This is a genomic window from Polaromonas sp. P4_F4, from assembly GCF_056401355.1.
Window position 1 is genome coordinate 103,580 of record NZ_JBFUJO010000008.1, and the last position, 12,718, is coordinate 116,297.

Sequence of the window (12,718 nt, forward strand, 5' to 3'; positions counted from 1 at the left end):
GGAGACAAAGATGAAATTGCAGGAACTTCCAAACACCCGGGGCAGCGGCGTCGATTACCAGAAGCTGGCCTTCGACTACGAGCGTCATGCCGACCAGGACGCCGATGCGCCCGCGCGCCATCCGGTGGTGGTGGTCGGTGCCGGTCCGGTGGGCCTGGCGCTGGCCATTGACCTGGCGCAGCAGAACGTGCCGGTGCTGCTGCTCGACAACGACTGCACGCTCTCGACCGGCTCGCGCGCCATCTGCTTTGCCAAACGCACGCTCGAGGTGTTCGACCGCCTCGGCTGCGGCCAGCGCATGACGGACAAGGGTGTCTCGTGGAACGTCGGCAAGGTGTTCTTCAAGAATGATCCGATCTACAGCTTCAACCTGCAGCCCGAAGCCGGCTACGAGCGGCCCGCCTTCATCAACCTGCAGCAGTACTACGTCGAGGGCTACCTGGCCGAGCGCGCGGCTGGGCTGCCGCTGATTGACCTGCGCTGGAACAACAAGGTGGTGGGCATAGAGCAGCAGGCCGACCATGCTTTGCTGACCGTCGAAACGCCCGAGGGCAATTACCAGATCGCCGCCGGCTACGTCGCCGCCTGCGACGGCTCGCGCTCCAATTTGCGCCAGCTGCTGGGCCAGGAGAGCAAGGGCCGCATCTTCAAGGACCGTTTTCTCATTGCCGACGTGAAGATGAAGCTCGATCAGCCAGCAGAGCGCTGGTTCTGGTTCGACCCCGAGTTTCATCCGAACCAGAGCGTGCTGCTGCACATGCAGCCCGACAACGTCTGGCGTATCGACTTCCAGCTCGGCTGGGATGCCGATCCCGAGCACGAGAAGAAACCCGAGAACATCATTCCGCGCGTCAAGGCGCTGCTGGCCAAGTCGTCGATGAAGGACGCGCAGTTCGAACTCGAATGGGCCAGCGTCTACACCTTCGCCTGCCTGCGCATGGACAGTTTCCGCCATGGCCGCGTGCTGTTCGCCGGCGACTCGGCGCACGGCGTGTCACCCTTCGGCGCCCGCGGCGCCAACTCGGGCGTGCAGGACGCAGAAAACCTGGCCTGGAAACTGGCGGCGGTCGTGCGCGGTGACGCGCCCGACGCGCTGCTCGACAGCTATGCCAGCGAACGCGAATACGCGGCCGACGAGAACATCCGCAACTCCACCCGCGCCACCGACTTCATCACGCCCAAAAGCGAGGTCAGCCGGCTGTTCCGCGACGCGGTGCTCGAACTGGCCAAGCGCCACGGCTTTGCGCGCACGCTGGTCAACAGCGGCCGGCTCTCGGTACCGTCCACGCTCCACGACTCAGTGCTGAACACCGCCGATGCCGACGCCTTCGAAGGCAAACTGGTGCCCGGCGCACCGGCCGCCGACGCGCCTATCGCTTGCGCCGATGGCAGCGCCGGCTGGCTGCTGCGCGAACTGAACCCCACGGGTTTCAGCGCGCTGGTGTTCGGCGACGACAGTGGCGGCGGTGATCTGGCCGAGCGCAGCGCACGCGCGGTCGCCGAGGCCGACCCGGCTGTGAAGGTGGTGCGCGTCGCATCGAGCAGCGCTCACGCGCTCGCTACCCAGCGCTACGACGCACGACCCGGCACCGTCTACCTGCTGCGGCCCGACCACCACGTCTGCGCACGCTGGCGGCAACCGGACACGCGAGACGTCCGCACCGCACTGGACCACGCACTCGCCAAGGCATGAAGGAGGCCGCCATGAAACTGATCACCACCCCGAACCTCGACGCGCCCGACGATTTTTACGAAGCGCTGATCGAAGCGAACCAGGGACTCTCGACTGAAGAGAGCCACGCCTTCAACGCACGCCTTGTGCTGGTGCTGGCCAACCACATCGGCTCGCTGTCCGTGCTGCGCGAGGCCTTCGCCGCGGCGCAGCGCGCCTGATTCCGCACCCCAACCCCAAGGAGACATTCATGAAATTCAGTTCCCGCATTCTCGCCCTGGCTCTTTCGTTCACCGCCTTCGCGGCGGTGGCGCAAGACAGCAAACCGATCGAATGGGTCGTCGGCTACGCGGCCGGCGGCGGCTCGGACGCGGTGGCGCGCGCCACCGCCGAAACCATGGCCAAGAACCTCGGCCAGGCCATCATCATCAACAACAAGCCCGGCGCGGCGACCAACATCGCGGCCGACTATGTGGCACGCTCGAAAGACTATGGCCATATGATGTTTACGGCCGACTTCGCGACACTCGCGGCCAACCCCTTTTTGTTTTCCAGGCTCAGCTACAACGCCGAAAAAGACCTACTGCCGGTCGGCATGCTGGCCCGCTTTCCGCTGGTGCTGGTGGTGGGTGCGAACGTCCCGGTGAAAAACTTCAAGGAGTTCCTGGCCTGGGCCAAGGCGCAGCCGAACGGCATCAACTACGCCTCGGCCGGCGCGGGCAGCCCGCACCATCTGGCGACGGAAATGCTGCGTGAGAAAACCGGCCTCAAGATGACGCATGTGCCTTACCGCGGCGCCGCGCCGGCGATGCAGGACATCCTGAGCGGCGTCGTCCCCTTCATGCTCGTCGATAGCGCGAGCGGCAACCAGTTCGTGCTGGCCGGCAAGGTCAAGGCCATCGGCGTGGCGAGCGCCCAGCGCATTGCCACCTTGCCCGACGTGCCGACGCTCGCCGAGCAGGGACTGAGCGGCTTCGAGGCCTACGCCTGGCAAGGCCTTTCGGTGCCCGCCGGCACGCCGCCCGAGGCCGTCACCAAGCTCAACAAGGCGCTGGTTGAGGCGCTGAATTCGACCACGGTCAGGGCACGCTTTCAGGCGCTCGGCGTCGAGGGCCTGCCCGGCACGCCGGCCCAGATGGCCAGCTACGTCAAGAGCGAGCGCGAGCGCTGGGGCAAGCTGATCCGCGACAACAACATCAAGATAGACTGAAATAGTAATGAAATAGCCCTCTTGCGCAAGCTGCATCAGCGCAAGCAGCTATTAATTCAAGAGCAAGAGAAAGAGCAAGAGAAAGAGCAAGAGAAAGAGCAAGAGAAAGAGAAAGATCGCGAGAATGCCATGAGCCACGAAACTTCCGCCGAGCTGCGCTACCAGAGCGGCTTTGGCAATGAGTACGCCAGCGAGGCCGTCACTGGCGCCCTGCCGCAAGGACGCAACAGTCCGCAGCGCGCGCCCTTGGACCTGTACCCCGAATTGCTTTCGGGTACGGCGTTCACCGCGCCGCGCCACGAGAACCGCCGCAGCTGGCTGTACCGCCGCCAGCCGTCGGTGGTGGTGGGCCGTTACCAGCCCTACGCCGAGCCGCACTGGAAAACCGGCGGCGACCACACCATCGCGCTGCCACCCGAGCCCATGCGCTGGCACCCGATTCCGCCAGACAAGGCCGATGTCGATTTTGTCGACGGCATCCGTACGCTGGCGGCCAACGGGGATGCGGAGGCGCAAACCGGCATCGCTGCCCATGTCTATATCGCCAGCCGCTCGATGGAGCGCCGCGCCTTCGTCAACGCCGACGGCGAGCTGCTCATCGTGCCGCAGCAGGGCCGGCTGCTGATCACCACCGAAATGGGCGTGCTCGACGTCAAGCCTGGCGAGATCGCGCTGGTGCCGCGCGGCGTGGCGTTCAAGGTGGCATTGCCCGATGGCCCTTCGCGCGGCTACCTCTGCGAGAACTACGGTGCCCAGTTCCGCCTGCCCGAGCTGGGTCCGATTGGCTCCAACGGCCTCGCCAACGCGCGCGACTTCCAGGCGCCCGTCGCTGCCGTCGAAGAAGAGGCCGGCGACTACGAGCTCATCAAAAAATTCGGTGGCCACTTCTGGCGCGCGCCAGCCGGGCAGTCGCCCTTCAACGTGCTCGCCTGGCACGGCAACCTGGCGCCGGTGAAGTACGACACGGCCAATTTCATGACCATCGGCTCGATCAGCTTCGACCACCCCGATCCGTCGATCTTCACCGTGCTGACCTCGCCGAGCGACACGCCGGGCACGGCCAACTGCGACTTCGTGATCTTCCCGCCGCGCTGGCTCGTGATGGAAGATACCTTCCGTCCGCCCTGGTATCACCGCAACCTGATGAGCGAATTCATGGGGCTGGTCCATGGTGAATACGACGCCAAGCCCGGTGGTTTCAAGCCGGGCGGTGCCAGCCTGCACAACTGCATGGTCCCGCATGGCCCCGACGAGGAAGCCTTCGAGAAAGCCAGCCACGCCGATCTCAAGCCACAGAAGCTCGACAACACGCTGGCCTTTATGTTCGAAAGCCGCTATCGCTTCATTCCGACGAACTGGGCGCTGCAAAGCCCCGCGCTCGACACCGACTACGCCGACTGCTGGGCCGGCCTCAAGGCAAGCGTGGGGGCAGCATGAACACATTGAACGCAACCCACGCTCCGGCGCTGCACAGCTGGGTCGCATCGGCCAACCAGGCCGGCTGCGACTTCCCGATCCAGAACCTGCCTTTTGGGCGCTTTCGGCCCGCGGGAAGCGGCGAGGCCTTGCGCATCGGCGTCGCCATCGGCGACCAGGTGCTGGACCTACAGGCGGCGGGCCTCATCGACACGGACGACATGAACGCGCTGATGGCCAAGGGCCCGGCCGAGCGGCTGGCACTGCGCGCTGCCATTTCGGCCGGCCTGGCCGAAGGCAGCGCTCAGCAGTTGGCATGGGCTAATGCCCTGCACGCCCAGTCCGAGGTCGAGCTGGGCCTTCCCTGCCAGATCGGCGACTACACCGATTTCTACACCAGCATCCACCACGCCACCACCATCGGCAAGCAACTGCGGCCCGACAACCCGCTGCTGCCCAATTACCAATGGGTACCGATTGGTTACCACGGCCGTGCCTCGTCGATCGTGCCCAGCGGCCACAGCTTTCACCGCCCCAGCGGCCAGACCAAAGCGCCTGACCAGGAGCGCCCCAGCTTTGGCCCTTGCCGCCGGCTTGACTACGAGCTCGAACTCGCAGCGCTCGTCGCCCGCCCCAACGCCTTGGGCGAGCCCATCCCCATGGGCAGCGCCGAAGAGCATGTGTTCGGCGTGAGCCTGTTCAACGACTGGAGCGCGCGCGACATCCAGGCCTGGGAGTACCAGCCGCTCGGCCCGTTTTTGTCGAAGAACTTTGCCAGCACGCTCTCGCCCTGGGTCGTCACGCTGGATGCGCTGGCGCCGTTTCGCGTGCCGTTCAGCCGCCCCGAAGGCCATCCAGAACCGCTGGAATACCTCGATTCGCCCACCAACAGGGCAGAGGGTGCTATCAATATTGAACTGGAAGTGTGGCTGCAAACGGCGCAGATGCGCCAGGCCGGCCATGCCGGCGAGCGCATCTCGCAATCGAACTACCGTGATGCCTACTGGACCGTGGCCCAATTGGTGGCCCACCACACCGTTAACGGCTGCAACCTGCGCGCAGGCGACCTGTTCGGCTCGGGCACGCTGTCCGGCCCCCAGCCTGAGCAGGGCGGCTCGCTGATGGAACTGGGTGGGGGCGGCCAGCGGCCTTTGGCCTTGTCAAACGGTGAAACCCGCGCCTGGCTGGAAGACGGCGACAGCATCATCCTGCGCGGCTATTGCGAGCGCGAGGGTTTCAGGCGCATCGGTTTTGGCGAGTGCCGCGGCACGGTGCTGCCAGCCCCTGTGAACCGATGAGCGACGCGTTTGCTTCATGCTTGCTGCGGTGGCCCGCAGCCTGGGTGACTGGAGCCTGTTCACGCCAAAGCGGGTGATTCAGGCATCAAAATTGGCTCCAGCGCATACTGGATGGGCGTAATAAGCTATTGATTTCGTAGCGTTTTGATGTTTTGGCTGCTTTGCACGGCGTCAATCTGCAAGTCAGGTGCCGCGCTGGCATCAATCTGCCTGAGGAATTTCAGCCACTCGATGTGCCGGTGGCGCTGCTGACATTGCGAGATGACACTGGGTGGATATCTCGCGGCCATGGTGAGTGCGATGCGCCCGGTGCGCTGGCTGGGGCTGCGGGTGCCCGTTCGGGCCTCTTGCCTGCCCGAGCGGGCACTTCGAATTGATCCAGCGCGCACTTGGCGCGCTTTCCCTTGATACAGACCGGCAGCTGGTCGACCATTCGCTCCTAGTAAAGCAAGAACGGAGACAGACGTGGAGACTCAAGTTGCCGACTACATCGTTGGCGGAGCCGGCTCGGCCGGATCTGTGATCGCGCTCATTGCGTTGCGAACCGGAAGCTCACGATGAAAAAAACGCTCCAAAAACTCGATCCCGCGTCGCGTCGCCGTGTTGCCGCCGGCGAGATCATCGGCACGCGCGAACAAGGCGGGGCTCACGCCTGGCGTGGCATCCCATACGCCGGTCCGCCCTCGGGCGCCTTGCGCTGGCGCGCGCCGCGTCCCGCCGCACCGTGGAGCGGTGTCCTTGAGGCCAGCGCGCACGGTTCGATCGCACCTCAATACGCCGACCTGCTGGCCGGTGTCCCAGCCCGGCAACGCGGCCAGATCGCGGGTGACGAAGACTGCCTGACGCTCAACATCTTCGCGCCCGCGTTCGAGCCCGATGCGGTGCCGAGAGCCGACCAACGCCGACCAGTGATGGTGTGGATTCACGGCGGCGGCAATTCAGTCGGCACTTCGGCGACCTATGACGCGGCGCGCAACTACGCGACACACGACGGCTTGGTGGTCGTCACCGTCAATTACCGGCTCGGCGTGCTGGGCTGGTTCAACCACCCTGCATTGCACGAGGCCGGCGACGTCACGCCCGAGGAACGCTCGGGCAATTTCGGCACCCTCGACCTGATTGCCGCGCTTCGATGGGTGCAGGACAACATCGCGGCCTTCGGAGGCGACCCCGGCTGCGTGACGATCTTCGGCGAATCGGCCGGCGGGCAGAATGTGCTGACGCTGCTGGCGAGCCCCTTGGCCCGAGGCTTGTTCCATCGTGCGATCGCGCAATCGCCGGTGGCCGAGACCTTCAGCATCGAGCAGGCGGTGAACTGGAGCGACGACGCGCAACCGGGCGATCGTGAGAGTGCGTGCGAGGTCACCGCACGGCTGTGGGTCGCCGAGGGCCGGTCGCGTGACCGCGAGGGAGCCAAGAAGCAACTCGCAACCCTGCCCGCAGCGGACATTGCTGCTTTTCTGCGCGCACTCAGTCCAGCCCGGCTGCTGGGCGCTTTCACGCCGGGCAGCGTCGGGATCTACCGGACCCCCCGTCCGGTGCGCGACGGCGTGGTGCTGCCGCGCGAGCCGTTGGCCGAAGCCTTCGCCCGCGGCCAATGGAACCGCGTGCCGGTCATTCTTGGAAGCAACCGCGACGAGTTCAAGACCTTCAGCGCAGACAAGCCCGAGCACTCGCGCCTGCTGCTGGGAAAGATGCCGATCCTGCGCGACCGCCGCGCCTATCAGGTCGAGATGAAGTACCTGTCGCTGGCTTGGAAGGCACTGCATATCGACGCCCCGGCCGACGCGATGCTGGCGGGTGGACACGCCGACGTGTGGACCTATCGTTTCGATTGGGACGAGGCACCCGCCGTGCCCTTCGTGCGCCCCGACCTGCTTCTCGGCGCGGCACACGCCATGGAGATGGCCTTCGTCTTCCGCGACACGGCCGGCGAACTCGACATTTTTGGCGTCAATACGCCCTTCAATCGCTCGGGCAGAACCGTGCTCGCCCGGGCGATGGGCGATGCCTGGACCAGTTTCGCACGCAACGCAATACCGACGTTGCCAAGCCATGAGTGGTCGCGCCGCAGGGTCGAGAAGAACCGTCCCGATTGCCTGCTCTTCGACACGGCGCGCGACGGCGGTATCCGCATGGCACGGCTCAGTACGAACATGGCAGCGGTCAAGCAAGCGCTGAGGACAGATTCAGAGGCCGAGCCCGCCACCCTTCGCTGCCGCATCTACGCTCGCCTCTTCGTATGGAATCCGCTGTTCGCAGGCCATGGCGACGCATCCGAGTACGAGCTTTGGTGCCGCGAATTTGGCTGTGCCGTTCCAGTTGCGCGGTTCCGGCCACAGCTTGAAGTTTGATGGAACGCTGGTGGCGTATTTTCCGGGATTCGATGAATAACTGATGTTACGCAGGCACTGGTTTTACCCCTTCCCCCGCTGGGGGAAGGTAGGGATGGGGGCCTGGGCCTATAAGCACTAATGGTGTGTAATCAGCGCCCAAGAGCCCCATCCCAACCTTCCCCCAAAGGCGGGAAGGAGCAAGACAGCCGAGCTGCGTAACATCAGTGAATAAGTACTAGCGATTCAATCGCGCAAGCGGACACTCTCTTTTGTGCCTTCGTTGGTTTTCACCGTTTGGGTGAGAGCGCTATGCACCCGATTGCATCGCGCCCGACGCGCCTGGCTGCGTTGCTCCTCCTTGCGGGCAGTAGCCCGCCGCGTCGTCACCCTTGCAGGGCGCGGCTCAGTCGCAGCCTGAGCCCGTTCGCGCTGTCCACTGGCACGCAGGTGCCAGCGGAGCCGCAGCGCTCACCCTTGCCTGGCACGCCGATCACGGCGCACTCGGGCGCATCCAACTGCGGTTTCTAGGTTTAACCAACCCAGTGCAAGGTCTTGATAGACCCAACTCAACGGATCGCGATGCCTTTCATTGCCAGCTTTCTCTTACCTGCCCGAACGGGCACTTCGAATTGATCCAGCGCGCACTTGGCGCGCTTTCCCTTGAAACAGACCGGCAGCCGACCGATCATCCGCTCCCAATACAGCAAGAACGGAGACAGACATGGAGACTCAAGTTGCCGACTACATCGTGGTCGGAGCCGGCTCGGCCGGATGTGTGATCGCGCACCGCCTCGTCAAGGCAGGCCATTCAGTGCTGCTGCTCGAGGCAGGCCCGACCGATGCGAGCAAGTTCGTGAAGATTCCCGCGACCTTCGTTCGTGTCATTGGGACCGAGCGTTCGTGGGTCTACGAAACAGTCGCCCAGCCGCACGCCAACGGCCGCAAGATGTTCGTGCCGCAGGGACGAATGAATGGCGGCGGCAGTTCGCTCAACGCGATGGTCTACATCCGCGGCGCGGCCGCCGACTATGACGCATGGGCTGAGGCGGGCTGCAACGGCTGGGGCTGGAAGGATGTGCTACCCGCGTTCAAGCGCGCCGAGAACAACATGCGCTTCTCCGGCGAGATGCATGGCACCGACGGACCGCTGCATGTCAGCGACACGAAGTACCGGCACCCACTGAGCCTGGCGTTCGTGAAGGCCGCGCAGGAGGCGGGCCTTCCGTACAACGACGACTTCAACAGCGGCACCCAGGACGGCGTGGGCTTCTACCAGACCACGACGATCAACGGCACGCGCGGCAGCACCGCCGCGACTTACCTTGCCGCGGTTCTTGGCGACCCGAAGCTCACTGTGGTGAATGGCGCCCATGTGCTGCGCGTGACCCTTGAGAGCGGTAATGCGACCGGTGTCGAGTACCGCCGCAATGACGGTGGCAGCGTGAAGGCGCTTGCCAACCGCGAGGTCGTGCTGAGCGCGGGTGCGCTCGCGTCGCCCAAGCTGCTGCAAGTCTCGGGCATCGGCCCCGGCGACCTGCTCCGCGACCTGGGCGTCCCGCTGCATCGCGACCTGCCTGGCGTGGGCGAGAACTTCCAGGACCATCTGGAGATCATCGCGCATGGCCTCTGCAAGGAGCCGATCAGCCTGCTCGGGCAGGACAAAGGCCTGACTGCGCTGAAGCACGGCGTGCAGTGGGAGCTGTTCAAGACTGGTCTTCTCACTTCCAACGTGGTGGAGAGCGGCGGCTTCGTTGATACAGCCGGCACGGGACGTCCCGATGTGCAGTTCCACGTGCTGCCCGTGCTGGTGGGCGACGTGGATCGCCCGATGCCGGAAGTGCACGGCATCTCCATCGACCCCTGCTTCCTGCGCCCGAAGTCGCGCGGGCGCGTGCGGGCCGTCAGCGCGAATGCCCTGGACCAGGCGCAGTTCGATGGCGGCTTCCTGTCGGTGCAGGAAGACGTCGATACGCTCGTGCGCGGCCTCAAGCTGGCCCGCCGCATCCTGCGCATGCCCTCACTGCGCAAGCTTGTCTCCGAAGAGCTTTACCCTGGCCCCCAGGAGCACATGCCCGACAGCGAACTGGAGCAGTTCGTGCGCCAGTACGCCAAGACCGTCTACCACCCCGTGGGCACCTGCCGCATGGGGAACGACCCGCTGGCCGTCGTCGATTCCGAACTGCGCGTGCATGGCGTCGGCCGGCTGCGTGTATGCGACGCGTCGGTGATGCCCACCATCTGCAGCGGCAACACCAACGCGCCCACCATCATGATCGCCGAGCGCGGCGCCGAGTTCATGCTCGGCCGCTGAGCGGTGCGAGTTTCCCTTCCCTCCAACCATCCCGCACCACCATGAACCCTAAAGACCTTTCCCAACAGGAGCTCGCACGCATCGGCTTCCTCTCGCGGCGCAGCTTCGAAAATTTTATTGACGGTGAATTCCGCGAATCCCGCAGCGGCAAGCGCATCGATGTCGTCGATCCTGCTTCGGAAATGATCGTGGCCGACACGCCCGACAGTGACCAGAGCGATGTGGATGCCGCTGTCGCCGTGGCGCGCCGGGCACTGGAAGACTCGGCCTGGTCCCGCATGCGGCCGGCCGACCGCGAGCGCGCGCTGTTCCGCCTTTCCCAGCTGATCGAAGACCACGCGGACGAACTGAGCGCGATGGAGACCCTGCAAAGCGGCAAGCTGCAGGGCGTCGCGCGCATGATCGACGTGGGATTTTCGGCCGAGTTCGTGCGCTACATGGCCGGCTGGGCCACCAAGCTCGAAGGCAGCACGCTGCAGCCCTCGATTCCGTTTCCTCCGGGGGCCCGCTATCACACCTACACGCAACGCGAACCGGTGGGCGTGGTCGGCGCGGTGGTGCCCTGGAACTTCCCGTTGGCGATCGCGCTTTGGAAAATCGCCCCGGCACTGGCGGCAGGTTGCACGGTGGTGCTCAAGCCGTCGCCCGAAACGCCGTTGACAGCGCTGCGCCTGGCTGCACTCGCCATGGAGGCGGGTATTCCCGCCGGTGCGCTTAACGTGGTCTGCGGCGGCGGAACGGCGGGCGCTGCGCTGTGCGCGCACCCCGGTGTCGACAAGATCAGCTTCACCGGCAGCACGCCGACCGGGCGCGCAATCGGGCACACCGCGGTCGACCGCATGGCGCGTTTCACGCTGGAGCTGGGCGGCAAGTCACCCATGATCGTGTTGCCCGATGCCGATCCTGTCGCCGCCGCCGCCGGCGCCGCCATGGGCATTTTCTTCAACCAAGGTCAGGTCTGCGCCGCGAGTTCACGCCTGTACGTTCACCGCAGCCTGTTCGACCAGGTCGTGGGCGAGATCGCACTTCAAGCCGAAGGGATGCGCATCGGTTCCGGCTTCGACGCCACGGCGCAGCTGGGGCCGGTGGTATCACGCCGTCACTTCGACCGGGTGATGGGTTTCATTGACCGTGCACGCCGCGAGGGAGCTACGGTACTGACCGGTGGGGAACGCGCACGCGATGCCGGCTGCTTCATCAAGCCCACCGTGTTCGTGGACGTGAATCCGGGCATGCAGGTTGTGCGCGAAGAGGTCTTCGGTCCCGTGCTCGTCGCCATGCCATTTGACGACGTGGAGGACGCCATTCGCCAGGCCAACGACTCGCCCTTTGGACTGACGGCCAGCGTGTGGTCGAACAACCTGTCGGCCGTGCACCGGATCGTCCCCCGCATCAAGGCCGGAACGGTCTGGGTCAACACCCACAACCTGCTCGACGCCAACCTGCCATTTGGTGGCTACAAGCAAAGCGGCTTCGGCCGCGACCTCGGTCGCGCTGCGATCGAGTCGTATACGGAATTGAAGAGCGTCTGCATGTCGGTCTGACGCACCGGCACATTAACAACTTAGGAGACAACATGAGAAAAACGGGAATACCCGCCGCAGTCGCGGCGCTGGTGCTGGCTTGTATCGCGCCCGCGGCGCAGGCCGGCGAGGGCGGCGGCTCCAGCTACAACGGCGGAGTCGAAAACTTTCTGACAGGGGCCGCACCGCCGCCTGGCTTTTATGTGCTGGGATACGGCAACGTGTACCAGGCCCGCAAGCTGAAAGACAACGCGGGCAACGACGTGCCGCTGCCGACTTTCAAGGTCGGGGCCGTCGCCGCCGCCACCCGTTTCGTCTGGTCCACGCCCACGACCGTGGCAGGCGGCAACCTGGTGCTGCATGCGATCGTGCCGCTGGTGAACCTGGACGTCGAGGTGCCGGGCGCATCGCAGAGCAAGACCGGGCTGGGCGACACCACCTTCGGCCCGGCGCTGGCGTTCCACCATTCCCCCAGTCTGCACAGCGTGGTCGGGTTCGACCTTGTCGCGCCGACCGGGAGCTATCGCAAAGGTGACCTCGCCAACATTGGACGAAACTATTGGTCGGTCCAGCCGATGTACACGATGAGCTACATCGATCCGGCCGGCTTCAATGGCGACTTCAAGCTCACTTTCAATCTGAACCGCCGCAACACGGCTACCGACTACCGCTCCGGCGACGAGGTCTACCTGGACTATTCGGCCGGCTGGGGATTCGGCAACGGCTGGGTGTTCGGGGCCGGTGGCTACGCGATGCGTCAACTGACCGACGACAAGAGCGCCGGTGTTTCCCTGCCCGGCAGCAAGGGCGCCGCCTTCGCGATCGGTCCGTCCCTGAAGTACGACAACGGCAAGGGCTGGTTCATCACGGCCAAGTGGCAGCGCGAAATGTCGGTGCGCAACCGCCCTGAAGGCAGCGCGCTGTGGATCAAGACCATCATTCCTTTCTGAAC

At 65.0% G+C, this 12,718-nt stretch carries 9 protein-coding genes; all 9 read left to right on the plus strand.

Going from position 1 to position 12,718, the window contains the following annotated elements; translation table 11 throughout:
- Nucleotides 1-10: 10 nt before the first annotated feature.
- Nucleotides 11-1,693, plus strand: coding sequence for an FAD-dependent oxidoreductase (locus AC1DUR_RS10970; protein ID WP_477721611.1), 1,683 nt, complete (start codon nt 11-13; stop codon nt 1,691-1,693).
- 11 nt (nt 1,694-1,704) lie between these two features.
- The gene (locus AC1DUR_RS10975) at nt 1,705-1,893 is read left to right on the plus strand and encodes a DUF2783 domain-containing protein (protein ID WP_477716296.1); all 189 of its coding nucleotides are present in this window, start codon (nt 1,705-1,707) and stop codon (nt 1,891-1,893) included.
- Nucleotides 1,894-1,922: 29 nt separating this feature from the next.
- Nucleotides 1,923-2,882 (plus strand): Bug family tripartite tricarboxylate transporter substrate binding protein, encoded by a 960-nt coding sequence (locus AC1DUR_RS10980; RefSeq protein WP_477721612.1) that lies wholly within the window; start codon nt 1,923-1,925, stop codon nt 2,880-2,882.
- A 129-nt stretch (nt 2,883-3,011) separates the two neighbouring features.
- The gene (hmgA, locus tag AC1DUR_RS10985) at nt 3,012-4,319 is read left to right on the plus strand and encodes a homogentisate 1,2-dioxygenase (protein ID WP_477716298.1); all 1,308 of its coding nucleotides are present in this window, start codon (nt 3,012-3,014) and stop codon (nt 4,317-4,319) included.
- Nucleotides 4,316-5,596, plus strand: a complete 1,281-nt coding sequence (gene fahA / locus AC1DUR_RS10990; protein ID WP_477716299.1) for a fumarylacetoacetase — start codon at nt 4,316-4,318, stop codon at nt 5,594-5,596. Before hmgA ends, fahA begins: the two co-directional genes overlap by 4 nt.
- Before the next feature lie 557 nt (nt 5,597-6,153).
- Entirely contained in the window at nt 6,154-7,950 is a 1,797-nt protein-coding gene (locus AC1DUR_RS10995; protein ID WP_477721613.1) for a carboxylesterase/lipase family protein, read from the plus strand.
- Between the two features lie 703 nt (nt 7,951-8,653).
- Nucleotides 8,654-10,243 (plus strand): GMC family oxidoreductase, encoded by a 1,590-nt coding sequence (locus tag AC1DUR_RS11000; protein WP_477721614.1) that lies wholly within the window; start codon nt 8,654-8,656, stop codon nt 10,241-10,243.
- A gap of 41 nt (nt 10,244-10,284) precedes the next feature.
- A complete protein-coding gene (locus AC1DUR_RS11005) occupies nt 10,285-11,787 on the plus strand; it encodes an aldehyde dehydrogenase family protein (RefSeq protein WP_477716302.1) in 1,503 nt (500 codons plus the stop codon).
- A gap of 32 nt (nt 11,788-11,819) precedes the next feature.
- Nucleotides 11,820-12,716: a SphA family protein gene (locus AC1DUR_RS11010; protein ID WP_477716303.1), complete on the plus strand. Its 897-nt coding sequence runs from the start codon at nt 11,820-11,822 to the stop codon at nt 12,714-12,716.
- Nucleotides 12,717-12,718: the final 2 nt, after the last annotated feature.